Annotated in this window: 20 protein-coding genes and 1 pseudogene; 14 read left to right on the plus strand and 7 right to left on the minus strand. The window is 65.2% G+C overall.

All coding sequences use genetic code 11. From position 1 onward, the window contains the following. Positions 1 to 173: 173 nt before the first annotated feature. Positions 174 to 794: a hypothetical protein gene (locus ABZ192_RS28815; protein ID WP_356927393.1), complete on the minus strand. Its 621-nt coding sequence runs from the start codon at positions 792 to 794 to the stop codon at positions 174 to 176. Positions 795 to 1,414: 620 nt separating this feature from the next. Here ABZ192_RS28815 and ABZ192_RS28820 point away from each other — a divergent pair. From ABZ192_RS28820 to ABZ192_RS28840, 5 genes are all read left to right on the plus strand, one after another. Further along, a complete protein-coding gene (locus ABZ192_RS28820) occupies positions 1,415 to 1,678 on the plus strand; it encodes a helix-turn-helix transcriptional regulator (RefSeq protein WP_356927394.1) in 264 nt (87 codons plus the stop codon). Between the two features lie 160 nt (positions 1,679 to 1,838). Next, entirely contained in the window at positions 1,839 to 2,723 is an 885-nt protein-coding gene (locus ABZ192_RS28825) for a DUF6083 domain-containing protein (RefSeq protein ID WP_356927395.1), read from the plus strand. Then, a complete protein-coding gene (locus ABZ192_RS28830) occupies positions 2,720 to 3,208 on the plus strand; it encodes a hypothetical protein (RefSeq protein ID WP_356927396.1) in 489 nt (162 codons plus the stop codon). Before ABZ192_RS28825 ends, ABZ192_RS28830 begins: the two co-directional genes overlap by 4 nt. Before the next feature lie 91 nt (positions 3,209 to 3,299). Continuing rightward, positions 3,300 to 4,769, plus strand: coding sequence for a UvrD-helicase domain-containing protein (locus ABZ192_RS28835; RefSeq protein WP_356927397.1), 1,470 nt, complete (start codon positions 3,300 to 3,302; stop codon positions 4,767 to 4,769). Between the two features lie 487 nt (positions 4,770 to 5,256). Continuing rightward, a complete protein-coding gene (locus ABZ192_RS28840) occupies positions 5,257 to 5,892 on the plus strand; it encodes a hypothetical protein (RefSeq protein WP_356927398.1) in 636 nt (211 codons plus the stop codon). A 307-nt stretch (positions 5,893 to 6,199) separates the two neighbouring features. Here ABZ192_RS28840 and ABZ192_RS28845 read toward each other — a convergent pair whose 3' ends face one another. Beyond that, a complete protein-coding gene (locus tag ABZ192_RS28845; RefSeq protein WP_356927399.1) occupies positions 6,200 to 6,715 on the minus strand; it encodes a hypothetical protein in 516 nt (171 codons plus the stop codon). Next, entirely contained in the window at positions 6,712 to 11,790 is a 5,079-nt protein-coding gene (locus ABZ192_RS28850; RefSeq protein WP_356927400.1) for a DUF6531 domain-containing protein, read from the minus strand. The genes ABZ192_RS28845 and ABZ192_RS28850 overlap by 4 nt, the downstream gene beginning before the upstream one ends. A gap of 1,547 nt (positions 11,791 to 13,337) precedes the next feature. Here ABZ192_RS28850 and ABZ192_RS28855 point away from each other — a divergent pair. The 7 genes and pseudogenes from ABZ192_RS28855 to ABZ192_RS28885 all read left to right on the plus strand — a co-directional run bounded on the left by ABZ192_RS28855 (position 13,338) and on the right by ABZ192_RS28885 (position 19,319). Next, a complete protein-coding gene (locus ABZ192_RS28855; RefSeq protein ID WP_356927401.1) occupies positions 13,338 to 13,703 on the plus strand; it encodes a hypothetical protein in 366 nt (121 codons plus the stop codon). Positions 13,704 to 13,784: 81 nt separating this feature from the next. Then, positions 13,785 to 14,474, plus strand: coding sequence for an ABC transporter ATP-binding protein (locus ABZ192_RS28860; RefSeq protein WP_356927402.1), 690 nt, complete (start codon positions 13,785 to 13,787; stop codon positions 14,472 to 14,474). Between the two features lie 143 nt (positions 14,475 to 14,617). Beyond that, positions 14,618 to 16,675 (plus strand): hypothetical protein, encoded by a 2,058-nt coding sequence (locus tag ABZ192_RS28865; protein ID WP_356927403.1) that lies wholly within the window; start codon positions 14,618 to 14,620, stop codon positions 16,673 to 16,675. A 76-nt stretch (positions 16,676 to 16,751) separates the two neighbouring features. Beyond that, a pseudogene (locus tag ABZ192_RS28870) lies at positions 16,752 to 17,992 on the plus strand (IS3 family transposase). Between the two features lie 232 nt (positions 17,993 to 18,224). Continuing rightward, positions 18,225 to 18,380, plus strand: a complete 156-nt coding sequence (locus ABZ192_RS28875; protein WP_356927404.1) for a DUF6207 family protein — start codon at positions 18,225 to 18,227, stop codon at positions 18,378 to 18,380. Then, entirely contained in the window at positions 18,313 to 18,528 is a 216-nt protein-coding gene (locus tag ABZ192_RS28880) for a DUF6207 family protein (RefSeq protein WP_356927478.1), read from the plus strand. The genes ABZ192_RS28875 and ABZ192_RS28880 overlap by 68 nt, the downstream gene beginning before the upstream one ends. A gap of 89 nt (positions 18,529 to 18,617) precedes the next feature. Then, complete coding sequence (locus tag ABZ192_RS28885; RefSeq protein ID WP_356927405.1) at positions 18,618 to 19,319, plus strand: hypothetical protein; 702 nt, start codon at positions 18,618 to 18,620, stop codon at positions 19,317 to 19,319. A 5-nt stretch (positions 19,320 to 19,324) separates the two neighbouring features. Here ABZ192_RS28885 and ABZ192_RS28890 read toward each other — a convergent pair whose 3' ends face one another. Together ABZ192_RS28890 and ABZ192_RS28895 are read right to left on the minus strand one after the other, a co-directional pair. Continuing rightward, positions 19,325 to 20,566, minus strand: a complete 1,242-nt coding sequence (locus tag ABZ192_RS28890; protein WP_356927479.1) for an IS110 family transposase — start codon at positions 20,564 to 20,566, stop codon at positions 19,325 to 19,327. A 690-nt stretch (positions 20,567 to 21,256) separates the two neighbouring features. Further along, entirely contained in the window at positions 21,257 to 21,799 is a 543-nt protein-coding gene (locus tag ABZ192_RS28895; RefSeq protein ID WP_356927480.1) for an ATP-binding protein, read from the minus strand. A 218-nt stretch (positions 21,800 to 22,017) separates the two neighbouring features. On the opposite strand from ABZ192_RS28895, the gene ABZ192_RS28900 reads away from it, so the two are divergent. Together ABZ192_RS28900 and ABZ192_RS28905 are read left to right on the plus strand one after the other, a co-directional pair. Continuing rightward, on the plus strand, positions 22,018 to 22,254 hold the full coding sequence (locus ABZ192_RS28900) for a DUF397 domain-containing protein (protein ID WP_356927406.1): 237 nt from the start codon (positions 22,018 to 22,020) through the stop codon (positions 22,252 to 22,254). A gap of 91 nt (positions 22,255 to 22,345) precedes the next feature. Further along, positions 22,346 to 23,254, plus strand: coding sequence for a helix-turn-helix transcriptional regulator (locus tag ABZ192_RS28905; protein WP_356927407.1), 909 nt, complete (start codon positions 22,346 to 22,348; stop codon positions 23,252 to 23,254). A gap of 16 nt (positions 23,255 to 23,270) precedes the next feature. Here ABZ192_RS28905 and ABZ192_RS28910 read toward each other — a convergent pair whose 3' ends face one another. Together ABZ192_RS28910 and ABZ192_RS28915 are read right to left on the minus strand one after the other, a co-directional pair. Beyond that, a complete protein-coding gene (locus ABZ192_RS28910; RefSeq protein WP_356927408.1) occupies positions 23,271 to 24,083 on the minus strand; it encodes an SAM-dependent methyltransferase in 813 nt (270 codons plus the stop codon). Between the two features lie 179 nt (positions 24,084 to 24,262). Next, on the minus strand, positions 24,263 to 24,805 hold the full coding sequence (locus tag ABZ192_RS28915) for a hypothetical protein (protein ID WP_356927409.1): 543 nt from the start codon (positions 24,803 to 24,805) through the stop codon (positions 24,263 to 24,265). Positions 24,806 to 24,813 lie beyond the last annotated feature (8 nt).

Raw genomic sequence — 24,813 nt, forward strand, 5'->3', positions numbered from 1 at the left:
CCTCCGTGCGGTGAAGATTCGACACCTCCACCACACACGGGGGCCTTCGCCATGATCAAGCCCGGCCAGTGTTAACAACGCTCGTGATCAATACACCTAGCACCACGAGGTGTTGATCCTTTTGTGCCTGCTGCTCATGGCCGTGAAGGTCCCGCGTCAACTGAGCGGCGACCTCAACAGGTTGACGGTGCGTGGCCTCGTGGAATGCCAGGACAGGCTGCAGTTCGATACTGCGTCTTCCCCTCAAGGCCCGTCAGAGTCCAGTACAGGTCTCCCCATTCCCGGCAGGTCTGCCAGGACTGGAGGAATCCTGTCCCGGCCAGTTGATCAAGTGCGTCGGGCACGTCAGCGGGTTGGGCCCCACAGGCGCGGGCCATCTGGTCGAGCCCGGTCAAGCCGGTGCCGGAATCCGGATCGGCGTGGGCAGTGAGGTAGAGGCAGGCCAGCTGCAGCAGTGGCCCCGCCGCTGTCCCTGCCGTCGAGGAGCTGGCGACACGAAGTGCCCAGTCTGCTGCTTGCGTGCGGTCGGGGCGGGCGGGGGCCTGGCTGAGCAGTGCGGCATCGAGTAGTTCAGCCTCAACTTCGTTGGCGGCGCTTGCCGGGCCGATGCGTAGCCATCGTGCGTGTTCCAGCTCGCGCCACAGGTCTGGTGTGTCGAGGCGGAGGCTGCGCAGCATGCCTTTGGGCAGTCGGACCTGCATGGCTGTGTCCACGCGGAGCGCACACTGCAAGGCGAGCAGGCGTGATGGGGCCGGGGTGCTTTCGGGGAGGGCGGCGGCCAGGTAGCTGAGCATTTCGCGGACTCGGACCCGCTCACCCGGCCCCCTCGGGCTTCGTCTGCGGCGCCGGGGCACTGTTGGGTGCGGGGCGCGGGCGAGGGCTGTGTCGGGGACGACGGCGGCGTGTGCTGTTGCTGCGGCGCAGGCGCTGCAGGTGTCGGCGAGTCGCCAGAGGCGTCCGCCGCGTTCGCGTGCGAGGAGGAGGTGGATGGGGCCGGCGCAGCCGCGGTGGCGGGGGTGCCAGTGACAGCCGCGCTCGTGGCATTGGCAGGTGCGCAGGTGGGGTGGGAGCAGGTCACCGCGTGCGTGTCGTGCGAGGTGGGCGAGGGCGGCCGAGCGGGCGGAGCCTGCGGTGACCTGTCCGCTGCCGTGCGGGCATTGGCGGCATACGAGGACGAGCCCGCTGGGGTGCGGGCGCAGTTCCACGGTCCAGGCGCGTGGTGTCGCCGGGCATGCTGTGCGCAGCCTCATGGGCGCGTGTTCCTCCTGCTGCGTGCGCGCCGGGTTCGTCGGGGGCTGTGGGGCGGCGGCCCACCATAGTGCAGACGTCTGCCCTCTCACCGTTGCCGTCACCTGCAGAAATAGGGCAGAGGTCTGCACTGACAGGGCAGGGTTCTGCACCGTCGGATGGACGGGTGACGATCTTGCCACCCGATCCGGACCTCGACGCGCTGCGGTTGGAGCTCGCGCGTCTGCGGGCCGCGCGCGGGTGGACCTACGACGAGCTCGCCGCCCGCAGCGGCCTGGCCAGGCGCACCGTCATCGAGATCGAGCAGGGCCGCACCATCGGCACACTGAAGACCTGGCACGCGCTTGCCCATGCGTTGGGCATCCCGTTCGACGAGCTCTTCGGCACGCTGTGCCGCGGGCACGATCTGCCGGGAACGGGCGGGGACTGAGGTCCCGTCCGAGCGGCCACCGCGGATCACCCGAACCGACGAGACCCACTCGAACGTACGGTCGGCCATTCGCATGTCAGTCGCACCAGGTGCGGCCGGGCAGGTGATCCCCCGGCAGCGCTGCCGGGGGTTCGGCGTGTTGGCTGGCAGGTTCGCGCGCATGCGCTCCACACCTCCACCGTCCCGGCACTGGGACGGCAGCCCCATCACCCATCGCGTGCGCCGCTCCTTGCAGGTCACCCCCGGCGGCGCGAGCCGGCTGCTGCGCTGCGGCCAGAGCGACCGGTGCCGCGAGTGCGGCAACCGGATCGAGTGGTACCACCGCAGCGACCGCCGGCCGGTGCGTCTGCATCCCCACGAACTGCCCACCGCTCAGGTCCCGGCCGTGTGCCGCTGGCACGTCAGCTCCGGCGTCGCCCACCCGGCCGGGGACGGGAGCAACTGGTGCCGTCTGCCGCATGCCGCCGTCTGCCCCTCCCGGGATACGCCCCCTCCTCACCCCGAGCTGGCCGACCTGCGCCGGTCGCTGGCCGTGCGCTCCCGCCGCCTGATCGACACCGGCACCTTCACCCCTGCCCCGGCCTCGCCGGACAGTCCGCCGTCACAGCCGGCCGTCTGTCGGCCGGCCCGGCCCATCGTGCAGCTGCTGTATGTCCGCTACATCGCTGCCCGGCCGGTGGACGAGATCCAGTGCGTCGCCCAGACCCGGCGCCGTCACCGCTGCACCAGCCCGCTGCTCACCCCCGACGCCCCTGCCGGCACCTGGAGGCTGATGCCCGCCACCGCGGCGGACGGCCAACTGGCTCTGTCCGCCGACGTCATGGCGGTCTACGATCTCAATCGCCTCCCCTACGCCGAGCAGCTGCGCTGGCGCGCCCAGCGCTGCCCGCAGCATGCCACCACCCCGACGGCCGCCGACCTGGCGGTGGCCGACTTCGAGCCCTTCGACCCGATCCGCCACCACGCGCACATCCACACCCGCCTGCCCGCCCCCGCCCGGCGCCCCGGCCCTGCAGGCCGTGCACGACAGGCAGTACGACCATGACACCGCACCTCGCCGTCGAGATCACCCTGACCCGACCAGCCAACCACGGCGAACTTAGAGAGGCATGCGGTGGCGTGCCTCTGGCCGCGAAAGCGGACCGCACCCGGCTGATGGCGCTCCACCGCGCACGCCATCCCGGCGGCGCCCTGCATACGCTGCGGCGCCGGCTGGGTACGCGCTTGCCGATCGACGTGCTGACCACCCACTACCCCGACCGCCACGGCCAGGTCGTGCTCAACATCGCACTCAGCCACGCCGCCGACCAGGCCCTGCGCCAGGCCGCCACCGCCATGGGCCAGCACCCCCAGGACGTACTGCGCCAGCGGGTGAACGCAGGTGTTGCCCGGGACCAACAAGAACGCGCCCGCCGCCTGAAGGAACAGCTCGAAAGCCTACTCGCCCGCCATACCCCAGAAGAGGTCCTGGCCTGCGCGGCTGGCCTCCTGCACGACCGTCAGCACCACCGCGTACCCATAGCGCCGTAACGGTCCTCCTCTCTCCCCTTCGCCCGCAGCCGGCGGTTGGCTCCTTTCCCGCCGCTCTTCGATCTCTCTCCTCTCTTTAACGGAGGCCTCGTTGCCCACGCCTACCGATGAACAAGCCCACGCTGTCGCGGCCTTCCAAGCCGGCCACCATCTCGTCCTGCAGGCCGGCGCCGGGACGGGGAAGACCAGCACGCTCGGCCTGCTCGCCGCCAGCACCCGCCGCGGCGGCCGCTACCTCGCCTTCAACAAGGACATCGCCCGGGACGCCGCCACTCGTTTCCCTCGCACGGTGGTGTGCAAGACCGCCCACGCCACGGCCTACGCCGCCGTCGGCCACCGCTACGCGAACCGGCTCAACAGCCCCCGCCAGCCCGCGTGGAAGACCGGCCAGGCACTCGGCATCACCCGCCCGGTCCGCATCGGCTCCCACGACGTCAGCCCCAGAGCGCTGTCCCACACCGTGCTGCGTACCGTGACCCGCTACTGCTACTCCGCCGACCGCACCCTGGCCCGCCACCACGTACCGAACCTGCGCGGCCTGGACACCGCCGACGAGCACGCGCAACTCGCTCACCAGGTTTTGCCGTTCGCCCGTAAGGCATGGGCCGACCTGCACGACCCCGAGCAGGGTGTGGTCCGCTTCGAGCACGACCACTACCTGAAGATGTGGGCCCTGACCGAACCGAGACTCGAAGCGGACTTCCTCTTCCTCGACGAGGCCCAGGACACCAACCCTGTGCTGGAGAAGGTCTTCGCCGCCCAGCGCACCCATGCCCAGCTCGTCATGGTCGGTGACTCCGCCCAGGCCATCTACGGCTGGCGCGGCGCCAGGGACGTGATGACCGGATTCGACGCCATGCCGCTCACCCTGACCCGCTCCTTCCGTTTCGGCTCACTGATCGCCGAAGAGGCCAACCGATGGCTGGCGCTCGCCGACGCCCCCATCCGGCTCACCGGCACCGAGACCATCCCCGCACAAGTCGGGGATCTCGACTGCCCCGACGCAGTGCTGTGTCGCACTAACATCGGCGCCATGACCGAGGTCATGCGCCTGCTCGGCGACGGTCACCGCGTCGCGCTGACCCGCGGCGGGCACACCCTGGCCGCCCTGGCGCTCGCGGCCCGCGACCTCAAGGACGGCCGTCGGACCTCCCACCCCGAACTCGTCCTCTTCAGTTCGTGGGGCGAACTGCAGGAGTACGCCGGACACGACCCCGCCGGCGGTGACCTGCAGCCCTTCGTGGATCTCGTCGACACCCACGGACCCGACGCCATCCTCGCCGCGATCAACCAGCTCACCGACGAGAAGGACGCCGACGTCACCGTCTCCACCGCCCACACGGCGAAGGGCCGCGAATGGCCCACTGTCAGAATCGCCCACGACTTCCCCCCGCCCAAGGACACCGATCAACTCGACGCGCACGGCCACCCGATCCCAGAACCGGTCAGCGACACCGACGCCCGCCTCGCCTACGTCGCCGTCACCCGCGGCCGACACCAACTCGACCTCGGCGGCCTGTCATGGATCGACACCCACCCCGCCTCGCCTCCGGCCGCCTGAACGATGCCTGCGCCGACATCACTGGGACGACGGCCGCAGCGCCCGCCCTGCGACTGACCGCTCTCGTACTGGCCGCGCACTCCCCCGCCCAGGCCGAGCACAGCACCGACATGGACATCCTCGCTGGCCTGCGCGGGCCACTCCCCCGCAGTAGACCGGAGACCTGCTCGACCGGCTGGTGGCCACAGGCATCCTGAGTGCATGGCATCACAGCAGGCAGACGGATGAAGTCTTCTGGCACCTGCCTCAGCCGCAGACGCGAACACCTGCTCTCCTACTGCCTCGTTGTCACCCGACACCGCAGCTCTGAGGCCAGCGCCAAACAAAGGACACGATTCGGCGGGAACAATCGGGTCCACCTGTCCGTACTATCCCTACACCAACGCATCTTGCGGCACATGCGGTGCGCTCACGGGCCGCCGAGACCTCACCCGTAGACAGGCAGCACCCCGCAGCACCCCTCCAACGCCCTTGAAAGGTCAGCGCCATGCTCGAGACAACCACTCCCGCCACTGAACTGGCATCGCAGTACATCACCCAGGTGACCGGCGACCTCGAGACGAACCTCAAGGAACAGGAACGCATCAGTGCGGAAATCGCCTCCCTGCAGGAGCAGCTTGCCGCTCTGCAGCACGACCACAGCGTGCTGGTGAGCATGCAGCAGGCACTCGGCATCACGACGGCACCGGCCAAGCCTGCACAGGAGTCCAGGACCGCCGCGCTGCCCTCTCCACGACGCAAGAAGGCTGCCGCCTCGCCCGGTGGAAAGCAGAAGGGAGGAACGTCCACTGCCGCGCCGGGACGGCAAGCGGCCAGGAAGTCCGCGGCCAAGACTGCGGGCGCGGGGAAGGCGGCTCAGCCCACCCTGGTCGAGCTCATTCGCCGCCACCTCGCCGAGCAGCAGGAACCACGCTCCGCTGCGGAGATCTCCACAGCACTCAACCAGGCTCACCCCGATCGCGACATCGCGGCCAAGGTCGTGCGCGTCACCCTCGAGGGACTCGTGGCCAAGAGCCAGGCCGAACGCACCAAGCAGGGCAGGTCCGTCTTCTACACCGCGCCTGCTCCGAAGCCGACCGCTGCGGCCGAAGCCGGGGCACAGCCCCAGGACGCCGGCCGCTGACGGCGCGCGGCGCACTGTTCGGACCCGGTCGGAGGGGCACAAGCGCCGACCTCAACTGGATGATGTGAACGTCCGGACGCGTGCGCCCGGTCTTCTCCGTCTTCCGGGATGCGGCCCGCTGTCGTCCGTCGGCAGCACCGGACTCCGTCGAGCTGCATGTGGTGAAGATCCAGCCCGGGGCCGCTGATGCTGGCGCGCCAGGTATACCGCTACTGCACCCAGCCCGAAATCGGCAGGCGCTGGACGGAGTGGAGGGCCAGCAAGCCGGACAAATGTTCATGTCTGCCGCAGTAGACGTCAGCCTAAATCAACAGTGCCATGTAAGAACCCCGTCTTGCGAAATCTCCGGCTGCCAGTTTCTGGGCCCTTTGAGAGCCGCCTCAAGGACCTTTACCCATGAGACAGGGTTGCACCACTGAATCAAGTACTTCCTCGACATCAGCTTAGCCCTATAGTAATTCGACTGCTCTCTCACGCTAACGACGCTTCCTGGCGGGGCAGGCCCAAGAAGGGGGAATATATCCCTCAGCGTGAGCAACCTGTAGGCAGGCATGAGGTAAACAAAATCTGCTCCCGCAGCTGACATGGACGGGGACGGATGAGCGTTCTTCCTTGCTCCATTACAGCAGAGCATCAGGGAGTCTGCCTCCATCTCCTCACGCACTTGGCGTAGGGCTTCATAGAGGTCCTGCCCCCTCCCGCGATAGTCGCGACCCTGCGGATCCACTACCAGGAGGGTCCACGGGGGCTCTTCCGAGTGCGAGACACGAACATTCCGCGTCTCACCACTGGTGGACACAACCTGCAGGTCTATTATCGTCACGACGGACCACCGTAGCCGGGGTTGCGCACGAAGTCACCCCTAGGAACTCCGTTCACATACCATTGCGCACCAAGAATTTCAGATGGGGTTATACCGCCGGGATATACGATCTCCTTTTCGATACGGTGTGGATACATGAAGCTCAACGCCTTATTCATGCTGATCCCAGGACCTTGCGGCTTGATCGTATAAACCCATGCGCCTTGCCCGGGCTTTCGCCCCTTCGGGAAAGCCATCGCACGGTCCGCTTTCGCACTCGTACCGATCCACACAGACGGAGTGTTGTGAACTCCGTACTGCAGCAGATCAGTGTTTGTTGCACCGGGCCTCGGCGTGATACCAGAAGCGAACATATCGGCGGGATTTCTCGTGTCTCCCCGGTACACCGTGCGCGGAGAAACGATGGCGCGGGGGTTGACATTAATACTGGGGAACGGGTTTGCCTTAGTCCCAAATATTCCCTTGAGGGCTCCCCAGGCGGGTTTAGCAAGGCCAGCCAAACCCCCGGTGAGTGCACCGATGAGGAGATCAGTGGGTGTGGTGGGCTGACACTGGGCGGTGTTGATGGCCCAGGTGAGCCCCATTCCTATCGCTGCGTCTGTGGCAACCGTGACAGCCAGGGCCCGTCCGCCCTGCAGGCCGAGCTGGGTTGCTAGGGCGGTACCCGCCGGGGCGAGGAATCCGCCGACCGCCCCGACGACGGCTCCTTGTCCCGTGGCGGCTGCGAAATCGCCCCAGTCGAAGTCGTCCTGGTGGGTGAGGGCGTAGACGCCACCGCCGACAACACCCCCGATGAGGGCGCCCACGCACATCACGCACTGGCCGGACGGGTCCGCCAGGTTGGCGGGGTCGTTGTCGGCGTAGTTGTATGGCGACTGGTTGGGGTTGTCCGCGGCTGCCGGGATCGGATCCTGGGTGGTGAAGCGGCGCTGGGCGGTGTCGTAGGAGCGGGCGCGGAGCTGGAGTCGGTCGGGGAGGTGCTGGTCCTTGTACTGGCCGGTGTAGCCGAAGGGGCTGGTCTGGCCGCCGGTGATGGTGGCCTTGCCGGTCGGGGAGCCCCAGGCGCTGTAGGTGTAGCGGTAGTTGTCGGCGCCTGCTGCGTCGTAGACCGCGCTGGTGGAATTCTGGCGGTCCTGGGTGAAGTAGTAGGTGCCGGCGGTGCGGTCCATGGAGCGGGCCGTGCCGTCGGGGTCGTAGTGGTAGTCCGCGAGCAGGGCGCCGGATGCGTTGGTGTCGGTGGCGAGCTGCGGGAGCGGGTTGTTGATGTCCCAGCGGGACGTTCCGGCGAGCGCGTTGTTCTTGTTGACCGTCGTGCGGTTGCCGTCGGCGTCGTAGGTGAACCCGTACGTGTTGCTGCCGATGGTGGCGGACTTGAGGCGGCCGGCCGGGTCGTAGGCGTAGGTGCCGTCGTCGTCCTTGGTCTGGTCGCCGTCGGCGTCATAACCGAAGCTCGTGGTCGTCGTGCCGCTCGTCGCCGACTGCAGCTGGTCGCCGTCGTCGTAGGCGTAGGTGGTCGTCGAGCCCGAGCTGGCCGCTGTCTTGAGGTTGCCGACCTTGTCGTAGGTGTATGTGGTGCCGGCAGTGCCCGTCAGGCAGGACGTGGCGGAGGTGTCGGTGCAGACGCGGGCCATTCGGCCCGTGTCGTCGTAGGCGTAGCGGGTCGGGTACCCGGAGCCGGGCTTGTCACTGACCAGGCGGTTGTTGTCGTCGTAGGTGAAGGTGTTGTTGACGGTGGGCGTGGTCTGCGTGGCCAGGCGGCCGGCCTCGTCGTAGGTGCGGGTCTCGGTGCGGGCCGTGGTGGTGGGCAGGGTGACGGAGGTGAGGTTGCCCGCCTTGTCGTAGCCGTAGGAGACGGCCTTGGAGTTGGTCGTTTGGGTCTTGGTCCGGCCGACCTTGTCGTAGCCGTAGCTGGTGGTCCGGCCGTCCGGGTAGGCACGCGACTTGAGGGTGTCGTCGGTGTTCCAGATGTAGGTGAACGGCTTGGTCGCGCCAGGCGACGTGATCGTCTGGATCTTGTCGTCGTCGTCGTACGTCAGGGTGCGGGTGCCGGTGGCGTCGGTGACGGTCTTCAGGCGGCTCGCGTCGTCGTAGCCATATGTCTGTGCCGGGGTGCCATCGGAGTACGTGATCTTCGTCGGCAGGTTGCGCGCGTCGACGGTAGTGGTGATGGTCTGTGTGCGGGCGTTGGTGTACTTGGTGCGGTTGCCGTCGAGGTCGTACTCGTAGGCGACCGTCTTGCCCAGCGGGTTCTTGGCCGACGTCAGTTGGCCTTCGTCGTTGTAGCCGTAGACGCTGGTGTGTGTGTTGGCGTCGGTGCTGGTTTCGAGGAAGCCGGCCTTGTTGTAGGTGAAGGCGGTCGCTCCGGTGTCCGGGGCGGTGACCTTCTTCGGCCGGTTGAGCTCGTCGTACTCGTAGACTGTCTGCTTGTTGCGGGCATCGGTGATGGAGGCGACGTTGCCGACGGCGTCGTAGCCGGTCTTGCGCTGGTGGCCGAGGGGATCGGTGACGGACGTGGGGTTGCCCGCCGCGTCGTAGCCGTACTTCCAGGTGTACTTTGCCGGGTCCGCACCGGTGACATTGCCGCGCGGGTCGACGGCGGTGGCGAGGTTGCCGTCGTCGTCGTAGGTGTAGGTGGTGCGCTCGACTTCCGGGGAGACTTCGGCCGACAGGTGGCTGTCGTCGTCGTACTCGTAGGTGGTGAGGTAGCCGGCCCAGGTCTTCGACGACTTCAGCCGGTTGTTCTCGTCGTAGTCCAGCGTCATGCCGTGGCCGAGGCCGTCGGTGGTCTTCACGACGCTGCCGTTGTCGTCGTAGGTGACGCTGCGGGTGTGCTTGAGCGGATCGGTGACCGACAGCGGCCGGTTGTCGGCGTCCCAGGTGAAGGCGGTGGTCTTGTCGAGGGGGTCGGTGACGGTCTTGCGGTTGCCGACCTTGTCGTAGCCGATCCTCCAGGTGTACTGCTTCGCGTCGGCGCCGGTGGCGTTACCGCGGGCGGTGACCACCTGAACCTGGTTGCCAGCTTTGTCGTACTCGTAGGCGACCGTGGCGCCTCGGCGGTTGATCTCCTTGCTCAGGCGGCCGGCCGGGTCATAGTCGAGGATGGTCTGCTTGAGCGCCGGGTCGGTGATCGTCTTCAGACGGCCCGCGTCGTTGTAGCCGTAGACCGTGACGCGCTTGGCGGCGTCGGTGACCGTGGTGAGGTTGCCGACCTCGTCGTAGTCATACAAGGTCGTGTTGCCACGCGCGTCGGTGACCGTCTTGACCCGGTCCGCAGGGTCGTAGGTGTACGAGGTCATGTACTTTGCCGGGTCCGCGCCGGTGACGTTGCCGCGCGGGTCGACGACCGTCTTCACCTGTCCCGACGGGAAGTGGGTGTAGGTGGTCTTGTTGCCCTTTGGGGTGGTGACCGACGTCAGGTTGCCGTCGGCGTCATAGCCGTACCTGGTGGTCTTGCCGCGCGGTGTGGTGACGGTTTCCAGCAGGCCGGTGGTGGCGTTGTAGCCGTAAGACGTCGTCTTGCCCAGCGGGTCTTCGACGGTGCTGACCTGGTTGGCCGCGTTGTAGCCGAAGGTGTAGTCGTTGTACTCGCCGTCCGTGTACGTGGCCACGTTGCCCTTGGCGTCGTACGTCCACTCCTCGTCCGAGGCGGCATTGGACCGGCGCTTCAAGCGACCCTGATTGTCATAATCCCACTCGGTTCTGCGGATCTCGGCATCGATTGAGCTCGTGCGGTTAAAGAACTTGTCGTAGCGGTAGTAGCTCTTGTTGTTCAGCGGGTCGATCTGAGTGAACAGGACGTTCTTGTAGTAGACGTCCGTCCACACGCCGCCGTCCGGGGCCGTGACGTCGACCTGGTCGAAGACACCATTCTTGGAGTAGGTGAACTTCGTGTCGTGCCCCAGGGCGTCCGTCTGGGATGCGACCCGGCCCTGAGTGTCGTACGTGTTGAACGTGACCTGCTTGTTCCGGGCGTCCGTCACCTTGTTGACGCGGCCAGAGGCGTCGTAACCGTACGTCTCCGTCTTCCCGTCCAGAGCCGTCACGCCGGTCAGTCGGTCGCCGGTGTAGCTGTAGTCGACCACCCGGCCGTCCGTCAGCGTCACCGTGTCGAGCCGGTCACCTGCATAGGCGAGTTTCGCAGCACGTCCGACGGCGTCCCTGATGGTGGTGGGCTTGCCACCCGTGTAGGTCAGGGAGAGGCCCCGGCCGGTGCGGTCCTCGACCGCGGTCAGCTGGCCAGAGGCGTTGAAGGCATATGTCGACTGGTCGGCGGTCGTGAGCTTGTAGCCGCTGCCCTCGGCGGCCAGCTTGGAACGTGCCTGGCCGGGAGTGGTGAACGTCCCCCCGGAGTTCTTGGTGTATGTGTGCCGGGTGCCGCCCTCGCCGACCAGCACTGCATCACCGTCGGCCTCGATCTTCAGCCGCGTCTCCCACGGCAGCTGCCAACCCTTACCGAGCGCACCGGTTTCGGTGTTGTCGGAGGAGTAGACCCGTCCAACCCGCAGCGGCACGCCGGGAGCTGGCACCTGGGCGTCGGTGAAGGCTTCCGTGAACGCGCCGGTCGCCGTGTTCACCGGGTCTGCCCGCATCACCGTCGTACCGGCCGCGCCGCTCGCGTCACCGCAAAACGCAGCGCATTCAGCACCCTCGGGCAGGGACGGCACGATGTAGAACATGTTGTGCGAGCCGCAGGACTCCGTGTCCGTTGGGTCATCCGTCACAGTCGTACATGCCCAGATGGTGAAGCTGGGGACCTGCTGTGTGCACTCCGTCGTCGGCACAGTGAACGACGCGTTGACCTCAGGGAATACCTTGTCGGTGTTCAGGGTGGGGGCCTGGACGGTCTGCCCAAAGTCGAACCACTGCACGTCGTCGTTGCTCAGGCGACAGCCGTAGTAGTCGACCTTCCAACGCACCTTCACCGGGTGCACCTCATCGTTGGTGCCACCGGACTGCCAGATTGACGCCTTGACCTGCAGCGGCTCTCCCGGGACTGCGGCCCCGATGTGGTTGCCCAGTGCCATGAGCCAACCGCCCTGCTGCGCGGCGGCGTTCCCGAACGGATCGGTGCTCACCTGGTATAGCGCACCGCTGTTGTACGAGGCTGCAGCTGCCGCCTCAACCCGGGTAGTGAAGGAGGTCTGAGTAACGGTACGGCCAGCTGCCCGAGAACCGCCGGGGGTGTGCGGGGGCTTGGGGCTCGCTGCGCGCAACTGCCGCTGATTCTGCTTCAGCAACTCGATCTGCGCAGCCGTGGCCGGCTTGCTCTTCGTCGCCGGCAACGCGTGCGGCTTGACCGGCTTCGCCTTGTCTTTGGTCTGCGCTCGCCGCTGCTGCGGCGTCACCGGATTCTGCTGTGCGGCGGGTTGAGGCCCACGGTAGGCGTAATCATCCTGCCTAGGGGCGTCACCGGCAGTCATCTTGACCAGCCAGCCGCCGCCCGCGATCACGGACAGCGCCACCAGCACGATCAACATCCGCACACGCGCAGACACCGACGCGAGCACTCCCCCACCCCTTTTCACACTGAGCACATAAGGCAACACACCTTGCGCACAAGTGCAAGATCATGACTGGTTCAGCGAGAGCTGATCAAGAGGGGGGATCAAAGTTGGCTGATTGTCATGTCCGTAACCATCCAAGTCCCCTCAGAACAACTCGCAGCACGCTTAAGGCAGTTCGACGGCTTCCGATAGCGACCGGCCTGCACGCACGGTCACCGCCATGGCTCAATTCGCCTACTCAGAGCACGTATGTGCCTGAGGCCGACGCCCCGCATCGCCGGAAGCCTCCACCCCGCCGCCGCAAGGAGAGCGCGACCAACGAGGCTGGCGGGAGGAGCAGTTCACCCAATCGCGGGCGGCGATGCCCAGAAGCCGGCGTGCGGCCCAAGGCCAGCCCCGCACTTCGGGTCCTGATCGGCCGTCACCTCCAGCGCGTCGTACACCCTCAAAGCGGGCGGCACAACAACCAATGTGGCTACAACACGCCGACTCAGATGCGCGAGGCACCGGTGCAAATAAGGGATGAAAGTCGAATCTTGACCGTAAATGCATGAAACGGATCAAAGGTACAGTGTCCGCCAAAGGAAGAACCCGCCACCATCGATTTAGATAACAAGTCAGCAACGACGCAATGATCATTTGACCCTCAAGTGCAACTATTCGGACCTTTCCATCCTTGCTCTTCAGTTGACGCCGACGGCAAAGTTTTCCCAGGTTCTGACTGAGTGCTCAGCTGCGGCCAATCACACGGGGGCTTTCGAAACCTGCGCGACCTGCGGGCTAATATTCACGTGATCTGGTTGGCAGAGTTCTACCAGGTCGCGACCACCGCCGAAACTCTCGGTAGAGGCGCTTCGTGCTCGTGTTCAGCAGCTCACGGTGCAGCCCCACAGAAAGCACGACCGCAGCAACCACTGAGCACTGAGAGATTGCTGTGCATGGTCTAATCCTCTCCTGCGGGAACTGATCGCGGAACTGCCGAAGTAGGCAAACCAAAGGGTAGGCGCTCAGTTTTTTCTTGAGGTGCAACTGCGCTCAGGGCTCCATTCTCGGGCTAGCTCCATTTGACCACCCGGGGATGAATCAACAATCCGTTTCCGCCCTATGAAAGGAAATAGATGAACAAGCGAATCAAAAAGGCAGCCGGTGCGATCATCGGCGGCCTTTTACTTCTTGGTGCCAGCCCTGCCTACGCGATCTCGGCAAGCACCGATGGGGCCGCCGCTTGGACGGACAACTGCAATCGCACCAAATGCGGCGTGGATTACGTATTCGTTTGGGTCAAGGACCGGAAGGCTGACGGCCACCCGGTAAAGGCCGAGTATGAGAAGAGACTTACCGGAGACGTGGACGTGCTCTGGGAGAAGCGGGGAAATGGAAATGAGAACGTGAGCAAGGATATTGAGCTGGGCGTTGCCGCCATCAAGGCTTGCGAGTACATCAATAACTGGCCGGACGACTGCAGCGGCTGGTCCCGCTCGTAGTAACTAAATTCTTGAGCAGGTCTCCCGCCTCCCGGCAGGGGGACCTGCTCGTCATATTGCGATTAAGGCAAGGATATAAGCATGGAGCCAGTCCTCAAGCTGGACCGACTGTCGTACGAAGTCGATAGTCGGAGGATACTGGATGGTGTGAGCTTTCAATTGGGGCGTGCTGAGTCTCTTGCTGTTTCAGGACCTAGCGGTAGCGGTAAATCAACTCTCCTGTCATGTATTCTCGGTCTGCAGAGGCCATCAGGGGGGACGATCACCGTTGCCGGATCTTTGATCACAAGTCTCTCATCTCGTAAGGCGGCTCGCCTGCGGAGCGAGAAAATTGGCATGGTCTTCCAATTCGGAGAGCTCCTTCCAGAACTGAGCCCGCTAGAAAATGTTGCCATAGCTGGGCTATTGAATGGCTTCCCCAAAAAGAATGCGTTTTCTCGCGCCGCTGAGTTGCTGCGAGAACTCGGTATCTCGCCGGACCTGAAACTAACCGGAGCTCTCTCGGGTGGTGAACGGCAAAGAGTGGCTGTCGCGCGCGCTCTCATCAACGAGCCTTCCCTGATTCTGGCGGATGAGCCCACTGGTGCCTTGGACACATTCAACAAGGAAAGTGTTTCGGAACTCCTGTACAGCCTCCCCGAGAAGTGGGGTTGTGGTCTGATTGTGGTCACCCACGACGTCGAGGTGTCTGCGCACGCCCAACGGAAAATGCGTCTACGAGACGGGCGACTAACAGAAGACATACCTCAGAACGCGGGGGCGTGCAGGTGAGAGAGCTAAACAGAAGGCGGTTGAGCCTGCAGTTGCTGGCTGCCGGCCGGAGGGCATCTTTCTCAGCTGAAAGCGGACGAGTGAGGCTTTGGTCGCTCTGTCTTTCTTCCTGCATTTTCACTCTTGCCGTATGCTCGCTTGTCGTGGCCGCAGCGACGTATGAGGGGCGCGACATCCGCGGCGCTGCAAGAAGTCCTGTTCCGGTCGTCCAAGGCAGAGAACAAGCGGTGGCCCTTTGGGCGCCTGATACCGACGATGTTGACGGAACCCAGCACTTCTTGGTCTATATAGAACCTCTGTCTGACGACTCACCCCTTCCGCCTGGTCTTGAAGAGTGGCCGAAGCCCGGCGAGGCTGTGCTCTCCCCTGCTCTGCTCACAGCTGGAAACAAGGAGAAAATAGGCTCCCGATACGGAGAATTTGCAGGGCTCATTTCTCCGGAAGGATTGCAATCTCCGTCGGAGCGATTCGCGTATGTACGTCCTTCACGAGACATGCTTGACCGTGACGACATGGACGCGATCTCGGGCTTCGGAAAGCAGCAAGAGATTTACTGGGGAGAAAGCAGATCACTGCCGAGCCTAAATATGCTCCTCGCCGGCCTTGTCGGCTTTCTTCTGCTGCCGGCATCCGCTCTGCTGATAGCGGCCGCCCGTACCGGGTCGTCTGCGCGTGAGCACCGTGTCGCACTACTGGAAATTCTCGGCGCAGGCTCCTCTGCCAGAACGCTGTTCGTTATGGGTGAATGTGCAGTCCCGGTAATGATCGGATGCTCTCTCGGGTTCGCCCTTGTGGCGCCGGCACTCAAGTGGGACATTCCGCTTCCTGGTGTTGAATTTATCCTTTACGCCCCGGATGTCATGCAGTCTTTCTGGCCGCTAGTTGCGGCCTTCGCATCCTCCGTCGCCGCCGTCATCTTCCTGGCCGTGGTCCTGACGCTCGGAACAAGGAAGCCTCGCTTCAAACACATACGAATTCGCTTGCACGGACACACTCGCTGGTGGCCTTGGATCTTTCCGTTTTCCTTCCTTCTGGCTGTCCGCGGGCCGGGGCTGGCAAGCGAAGAGTGGCGGTTGCCGATTTATGTGATCGGAGCATTGGGAGCCCTCAGCTCCCTGCCTTCTCTTGTTGGCCTGGGAGTGGCCCGGGGAGGGGCCCTGGTCGCAGAGGCAGGAAAAATAGTTGGTAGCCCAGGCATGATCTTCGCCGGGCGGCGGGCTGCAACACAGAGTCGTTCTACGGCTAGATTCGTAGCAGCTCTCATGGCGGCTATGTTCGTTGTCGTGCAGGCACAACTCTGGATGGGACTGCTTGGCGCCAACGCTGCGTTGGCGAGACAGTCCCAGGCCAAAATCGGTACTTCCCTCGTGACAGTCACTCCTTACGCAGCAACATCGAAGGTACATGATTTCGCAGAAGCATTGCCCACTGGCGTAGAAGTCGCGGCCCTTCAGATCGAGGCGCCTAGCGTCGATGCCGCTGGAGCTTTGACGGTACACGGATCATGTACGGCACTACGCTCCCTCAATGCACCCTGCAAAGCAACCGATATTTCGTCACAGCACTTGGATCGCAGAATCGCGGAACTCATCCGTTGGAGCGGAGCTGAAACGAGCAGCAGCATCAAGATCGAGCCTGAATCCCATTCGGCAATAAAAAGCAATCACAACGAGAATGGGCATCTTTTCGCATTCTCGCGGTCCGGTGGCAACCTCTCCATTCCTCAGTTGCGCGAAACCGCAAGAAGTACTCTCGCAATGAGGGCAAACGTTGAACCCCTCGGGAATACTTGGACACTTGGAGTCCAAGACCTCGTTTCCTCGGCGAATTGGATTCGCCTCTTCGGGATTGCGGGAGTTGCACTTACCGTAATCTCAGCTGGATTGAGTTCAGTTGGGGAATTTGTTCGATTTGGTCGCGAAGCCTCACCTCTCACCGCCATGACAGGGAAGAGGCGAGTGTATGCTTCAATGGCATTTTGGTCGCTTTTCCTCCCATCAGTTCTCGCGTCCATCAGCGGCGCCATAGTCTCGGCTTGGCTGACGACGCCGGTAATTGTTGGGTTCAACAACCCAGTCTCATCTGGGCTGTACATCACAATCTGCGCAGCCGGAATTTTGACCACTTCCATCCTCTGTCTCTTTGGATGGCGAATCATGACACGCATCGCACTCTCATGGCGCGCCCAGGGAGAGTTCTAGCCGCGGCTAACGAAACCGCGTTTGAGTGATCCGCTCCGCGTCTGATGGAGGCTCGATTCCCTGAGAGGATCGAGTCATGGCGCGTCCGTCCCCCTACCCTGCCGAGCTTCGTGAGCGCGCGGTGCGCATGGTCGCGGAGATCCGTCCCAACTACCCAACCGAGTGGGCCGCGATGAAGGCAGTCGCAGCCAAGCTGGGGGGCGGTGCGGCGGACGGTGCGGACCTGGGTCCGCAAGGCCGAAGTCGACGCCGGCCAGCGGCCCGGCGTCACGTCCGAGACGCTGCGGAGATCAAGCGGCTGCAGGCCGAGAACGCCGAGCTGCGACGGGCCAACGAGATCTTGAAGGCGGCGTCGGCTTTCTTCGCATCCGAGCTCGACCGGCCGTCGAAACGCTCGTAGCGTTCGTCGACGCACACCGCCAGGTGTTCGGAGTCGAGCCGATCTGCCGGGTCCTGACCAGCCACGGACTCAAGACCGCAACGAGCACCTACTACGCGGCGAAAAACCGCACCCCCAGCACCCGGGCGATCCGCGACGCGAAACTCAAGACGCACATCAGCCGCGACCACACGGACAACTTCAGCGTCTACGGGGTCCGGAATGTGTGGCGGCAACTGCACCGCGAAGGCATACCGGCGGCACGCGCCACCGTCGCCCGGCTGATTCGCGACCTCGGCCTGGAGGGCGTGCGACGCGGGAAGAAGATCCGCACCACCATCCGGGACGACGGGCAGGAGCGGGCCGCGGACCTGCTCAGGCGCGACTTCACCGCGTCCAGTCCGAACGAGCGGTGGGTGGCTGACTTCACCCATGTCGCCACCTGGTCCGGGGGCGTCTACGTGGCGTTCGTCGTGGACGTGTTCTCGCGGGCGATCGTGGGCTGGTCCGCCGCCACCAGCAAACGGGCCATGCTCGTCGTCGACGCCCTCGACATGGCCCTATGGCGGCGCGATTGGGCTGGAACTCCCGCTGGGCCGGGACTGGTTCACCATTCCGATGCGGGCAGTCAGTACACGTCTTTCGCGTTCACCGCGCACCTCCTCGACGCCGGCATCGACGCCTCGATCGGCACCGTCGGCGACGCTCTGGACAACGCGCTCATGGAATCCCAGATCGGCCTCTACAAGACAGAGTTGATCAAGCCCCGCAAGCCCTGGCACGGCCTGGCGGACGTTGAACTGGCCACCGCGGAATGGACCGACTGGTTCAACAACCAGCGCCTCCACACAGCGATCGGCAACATCCCGCCCCACGAGCACGAGAGCAACTACTACGCTCAACACCAGCCCCAACCGGCGGCTGGAGTCAACGCATAGAGCCTCCACCGATCCCGGAGCGGTTCAGGTTGTGAGCCGCGAGGAAGGGCCCAAGGCGGTTCGTCAACTGCTTGCCTCCACGGTGACTTGCCCCCCGGTCCAGCACCACTTGGCGTCGCCAGGCTGCCAGCAGCGCCTCATCGCTCTCCATGCCCCGAGCCCCCTCTACCCGGTCGTGTGAAGAAGCCGGAATCTAAAGAACCTTGGCGGGCGCTTGGGCGTAGTGCCATACATGAGGCTGATCAACGAAGCACATGTGGCACAGCCAGGTCTGGCCGTGGTTGAAGTCGCAGCGGCTGACGACCAGACCCGGTTTCGCCATCCAGGAGGCTCTCGCCGGGCGGTGGGCGACCGCCACGGCGGACGGTACTACACGAATCCCCGGTGAGTCCGGCGTGCGGCTGCGCTGCTACCTGGACGGGCGTCAGGAGCTCGGCCGATACGGAGGGTGGCGGCCTTCATGCCGAATTGTGATCATACGTGCGGGCGACGGGGGCGCTGGACAGAGGGAGCTGCAGCAGCTGAGCAAAACGTAGACACCTCACGTTCCTAAGCCGTCAAGTCGGTCGGCGGTGAGGGCCGGGGTCTTCGAACAGTTCTGTCCGGGTTGGGAGAGAATCCCGGCATGGTGATGGCACGGCACTGGTACTCCTCGTCGCCTGTCGTGGACGGGCACCCGCTCCTGGACGAGCCGGGCTTCTGGCCGGCGTACTTGGCGGACCTGGCTGAGGGGTTCGCGCCTGAGTCCTTCGGATCGGACGCGGGCGATGCGGAGGCCGTGCTGGAGACGCTCCACGACCGGTCGGCGTGGCCCATGTTCACGGTGCCGCTGGCCGGCGGCTTCGCGATCGTCGTGCACTTCAACAGCGGCGAGGAGTTCACGACCACGGACTACTTCCTCACGCATCCCGACTGGAGCCAGGATCTCGTCCTGGCCAGCGACGATCAGGACCGCATCGGCCCCGGGCTGTGCTGGCCCGAGCTCGCCGCCGTGCTGAAGGCACCACTGGGTGCGGCAGGCGTCACCGATCCTCACGCCCGGCTTCTCCTTCTTCTGCCTGTGCTCGGCGACGCGGCGGTTCCAGAGGAGGCCGTCATGGCGGTGGTCGAGGCTCTAGTCGCTCAGGGGGCGCCTGAGGCGAGCGAGGCGTTGGCCAGACACCTGCTTCAGGGGCACCCCATGTGGGGCGCCGAGGACTGGTGGTTCGACGATGACGAACAGAGCTGGCTCTGCGAGGGCGAGCACAGCCCCCGCAAAGTCCCCCTCGGCGATCACCTGCCGCCGCAACAGCGAGCCGCCCTCGAAGCCTGCCTCATTCCCCGCTGACCGTCTCAAGCCGCAGTGACAACGGCCTCGGTGGGAGGGGCGCCGAAGGCGAGCGACTCGTCGTAGGTGCTGCCCTGCTTCAGGCAGTGGTAGAGCTGTCCGATCATGCGGTTGAAGAGGTTGCGCTGGGCGGCGGCGTGCCAGTCGCCTTGTTCTCGTCGGCGTCGGTAGTGGGCGTTGGCCCCAGTGGATGCCCGAAGGGAGGCGAAGGCCCAGAGGTAGCCGGCGTGGTTGAGCCGGTCGTTCTTCACCCAGCGTCTGGTGATGGCGGACTTCTTGCCGGAGGCGCGGGTAATGGGCGAGGAGCCGGCGTAGGCCTTCAGGCCGCGGGCGTCGGCGCAGCGGGCGCGGTCGTCGCCGATCTCGGCCAGGACGCGGGCGGCAAGCTGGATGCCGAGTCCGGGGAAGCTCAGCAGGATCTCGGCGTCCGGGTGCTGCGGGAAGGTCTCTTCGACTGCTTCGGCGAGGTTGTCGGCGGCGATGCAGGCCGCGTCCAGTTGGATGAGGAGGGCGAGCATCTGCTTGCCGAGCGCGTCCTCGACCAGCGGAGGCTGATGGGCCCACTCACCGCGGAAGACTTCGCGGAGGCGCTCTGCCTCGGCTTCGATGCCGCGCTGGCGGCCGGCTCGCTGGAGGGCGGCCTGGATCTGGGTGCGGGTCAGCCGGGCGGCCCGAGTCGGGGTCGGCGCCGTCTTGAGGAGTTCGCGTGCCTCGGGCCTGCACAGGCCGTTGGTCCAGGCTGCGAAGGCGGCCAGGGCGGCGGGGTAGTACTCGCGCAGCAGGGACCTGAGCTGGTTGGCGAGCTGCTGCCGGTTCCACAAAGAGTCCTGCTGAGCGCGGGCCAGGACGGAGATCGCGCGGCCGAGGTCGGAGTCCTCGGGCAGGGGCCAGTGGGCGTGCATGTCGGTGCGGAGGATGTTGGCGAGGACCAGGGCGTCGCCGGGGTCGGACTTCTTGCGGGAGACGCTGTGCCGGTCGCGGTAGCGGGCGGCGGCCATCGGGTTGATCGCGAACACCTTGCGCCTGCCGGTCCGCAGGACGGCGACCAGCAGGCCGCGGGAGGTCTCGATCGCGACCGGGATCGGGTTGTCCTCGGTATCGCCGTACTCGGCGAGCAGTTCCAGCAGGATCTTGTAGCCAGCCGCGTCGTCGGTGATGTGCCGCTTGGCCAGCAGTTGACCGGTGTCGTCGACCAGGGCGACGTCGTGGGTTCGTTCCGCCCAGTCGATTCCGCAGTAGATCAAGATTCCCCTCCCCAGAGTTCGGCGTTTGCGCTGGTCACGAGCGCATGCGGGCCACGCAGCGACCTAATCCCAGGCCTCGACCGCAACACGGTCGGGCCGCCACCTCACTAGCCGTTCGTGGCACCAGCGCATCCCACGGGCCTCGGTCTATGCGGGAGCTCAGACGGCTCGGGCGTATCGAGAGGTCACCGCGCGATGGGCTCGCACCACCAACACAAACGAGGGGTCAAGTCGAGAGGTGTTGACGCGCGACGGCCCTGGACCCCGCCGCTCTCTTAATAGGCATCGATGCCGGGTGAGTTATAGGCGTGCGTCCAGCGCCGACGGGCGCCAACACCCTTCGTGGTGGCGGCCACGGAGACGCCGGGCGCCGCCGCTCTGCCTGGAGACGTCGAGGTCTGGGCGTTAGAAGGCGTCCGCCCAGCGCCTACGTGACCGCCACCACTCGCACCAGACCGTGCACCGATCTACGTTGAGGCCTCCACGGGCCGGCTGCACCTGGATGTCACGGTCTGGTACTCGAACGCTCCGAGAAGCACCCCGCTCCTGCGGATCGCTCATAACTACGGATTAGCTGCACACGATCACTGGGTTCCGTCAATCCGATCCCCCAACTGCGGCCGGGGTGAGCCGACTCAACGCCCAGTGAGGGCCACGTTCCCCGGCTAGCTCGGCGGTTCCAAACCAAATCCGTTAGGGCTGCTGTGGCGGTGTGGGGAGTCGGGCCCACACCATCTTTCCCGACCTCTGGGGCTGTGAGCAGCCCCAGGATGCGCTGAGCGCTTCGATGATCTGCATGCCTCGTCCTGATTCGCTGAGGTGCCCTGGATGTTGGAGCGTGGGGGCGCAAGGGCTCGGATCCGCCACCGCGCATATGACGGCTTGCTGCCTGCGTACCAGCCCTAGCCAAGCTGTCGCGCGGGTTTCGTCGCGGCTGTCTGATTCCAGTGCGTGCCGGGCGGCGTTGGCGATCAGCTCTCCAATGACGATGACGGCGTCTTCGACATAGGCAGTAAGTCCCCATTCGTCCATGACGTTTCGGGCAAAGTGGCGGGCGTACTGTAGGCCGGCGGAGTCGGCGCTGAATTTGCGGGCGGCAAATTCAGCTGCGCTGATGCCCATGAGGAGCCCCCAATCACCCTCCTCGGATTGAGCAGGCAGCCCTCTTGCGAATGCCGGAGGTTCGACCGGTTCAGATGCATCGTCAACATCCTTGGCGTGACACGCTGTAGTCATGGCATGTGTCGGCACTGCTCATCTCCCCGCACGCTGCCAGGGTCGGCAGCTATAAGAATGCCTGGCCCAGGCCAGTATCCTCGCCAACCACCCACTGATGCAATTGCTTCTGAAATTGCATCCCCAACACCCCCGGAGGAACGCATGTACCCACGGTGACTATCCCTCACGCCGTCAACAAGCGGGGCATTCGGACGCGTTAGCGAAAGAAGGCGGTAATGCATCAGATCTTCAACGGGGTACCGGCAGGCACGCTTCAGAACGTCACCTGGGTCAAGAGCCGACGCAGCGCGATGGAGGGCAACTGTGTGGAGATGGCCGCTCTGCCTGACGGGGCGGTGGCCGTGCGCAACTCGCGCGACCCTGAAGGGCCTGCACTGATCTACACCCGCGACGAGATAGTCGCATTCCTCGCCGGGGCGCGGGGGGGCGACTTCGACGCACTGGTCAAATAGCACCCTAACGAGACATAACGCTCTTGGCACGCACTGCGGGCTCCATGGTGGGAAACTGGCCTTCATTTCATGGTCCCCTGCAGGAGCCCGCATGTCCGCTGCCGAGCCGAATCGGTTGCCCAAGCTGGAGCGTTACCTTTCTGCCCCCCGGCACAATCCCACGGCGCTGCACTTGATACTTGCGGCCCAGCTGCGTCGGTTGCGTCTGGCGGCGGGGCTGAGCCCGATAGAGGCAAGTGATGCACTGCGGTGCTCCGATTCGAAGATCAGCCGTCTTGAGCGAGGTGAGGTTCAGCTGAAGGAGCGTGACGTCGCTGATCTCTTGCGGCTCTACGGCTTGGGAGCGGAGGATGCCGCGGAGTTCCTCGCGCTGGTGCGCCGCTCCAAGGAGACTGGCTGGTGGCACCAGTTCGGCGATGTGCTTCCCAAGTGGTTCGACAAGTTCATCGGGCTGCAGGAGGCGGCATCCGTCATCCGCACCTATGAGGTGCTGCTGGTGCCGGGGCTGCTGCAGACGCCGGAGTATGCGCGGGCCGTGGCGGCTGCGGGCAGTCAGCCGGCTGAGGACCGGAAGGTCGCCGAGCGGAGGGCCGAGCTGCGCCTGGCACGGCAGGAGCTGCTGGACTACCCCGATGCCCCGAAGCTGTGGGTGGTGCTGGAGGAGGCGGTCCTGCATCGCCAGGTGGCCGCTCGTGAGGTGATGTGCGGGCAGTTGCACCACTTGGTCGAGGTCGCGCAGCGGCCCAACATACGGGTGCAGATCATTCCGTTCACAGCTCCGCAGTGTGTCACGTCGGGTTTTCCCATCACGCACCTGCGCTTCGATCCTCCCGAACTTCCGGAGATCGTGTATCTGGAACACGTGCGCGATGCGGTCTACCTGGACAAGGCAGAGGAGACGGAGCAGTACCGGTCGATCCTCGACGGCCTGCTGAACGCGGCGGAGTGCCCACAGGCCTCGCTGGAGCGGTTGCAGGACGCTGCACGCCGCTACCGCTGAGCGAGGAGCCAGCGGGTCATGGAACACAGCCGACTCCTCCGTATTCGATCCACTCCCGCGTGCGTGGCCGGGGGCCGAAGCGTGGATCGGCCCGCCATGCGGAGACGTCCACCAGACCGGGCTCAAGGAGGTCCAGGCCGGTGAAGAACCCGTCGACGTCTTTTGATCGGCGGACCGCTCCCCAGTTGCCGGCGGTGCTGTCATGCATGAGGCCGGTGATGGCGCGGCGGACCGTTGCGTCCTCGCTGACGGCTTGACTGGCCGCCAGGTAGCTGCCGGAACACAAGCGGGATGTGATACGGCGAAGCAGGTCGGCGGGAACGTCGTCGTCGGGGATGCAGTGCAAGACGGAAATGCACAGGGCCGCTACCGGTTCGTCCAGGTCGAACAGCTCTGCGAGCCGGGGGTTGTCCAGGATGGCGTCGGGCTGACGCAGGTCGGCCTGAATAACGGCCGTGTTGGCATTGTCTTCCAGCAGCGCCCGGCCGTAGGCCAGAACCATGGGGTCGTTGTCCACGTAGATCACGCGGGCATCCGCATTGTAGCGCTGGGCCATTTCGTGGACGTTGTCCCGAGTGGGCAGGCCTGCGCCGATGTCGAGGAACTGCCGCACCCCCTGTTCCAGCGCAAGGCAGCGGATGACGCGCTGGAGGAAGCGGCGGTTGTTGACGGCTAAAATCTGGGCGCTGGGAGCATACTCGAGCAGCCGCTCGCACGCTCGTCTGTCCGCGGGGTAGTTGTCTTTCCCGCCGAGGTAGTAGTTGTACATACGGGCCACACTGGGCCGAGTGACGTCGATGATGTGAGAGAGCGGCGTGTGGCGATTCATCCGGCCCCTCACCGCCGCGTCAACGCGGCTCGCGGACAAGTGCAGAAGCCATCGTAGGGAAACGCCAGCGACCTGAGCCAGAATCCGGTGGAGGCGCCAGCCAGAGCAGTACAGTGGTAGGTCGTCCTGCCGTCTGCGGATTGAAGCCTCCACCGCGGTTCGGCACAGCGCCGGGCGGATCAGGCGTGCATGCGCAGAGCAGTCGGTTGTGAGGGCGCTGTCCGCCTGGCCATAGTGCGGTGAGCCATCCGCAGCTGGCTGGCCACTACGGACTCCTCCACGCCTATCAGGTCGGCCGCTTGCCCGTCGCTGAGCGACAGGCGGTGGCGCAGAATGACGACGTCCGCCTGCAGGGGCGGCAGTACACGGTAGACCGTGTTGCAGAGGGTCGCCGTTGCGTGACCGTGTAAGGCCTGCGCAATGAGGGAGCCGAGAATGTCCCACGCCTCTGCCGCGGGGCGGCGGCTGGCCAGCACGGTGGCCCAGTTGATGGCCACGCTGCCGAGCGCTGTCTCGACCAGTTCCCTGCTCAGGTCGGGATCGGCGACCCGGGCGCGGGTGTAGCGCAGGTAGTGGTCCTGGTACAGCAGGCAGAAGGCGATGTAGTCCATGGGCAGGCTGACGATCAGGCCCGAGGTCTGGTCGGGTGGCTCCAGGGCACACCGGCTCGGCCGGGGGCGGGAGGCAGTGGGCTTGCGTTGCGGGCCTGGCAGTTCGGCCATCGCAGTGC

The sequence above is a fragment of the Streptomyces sp. NPDC006235 genome, from assembly GCF_040613735.1.
Classification (GTDB): Bacteria; Actinomycetota; Actinomycetes; order Streptomycetales; family Streptomycetaceae; genus Streptomyces.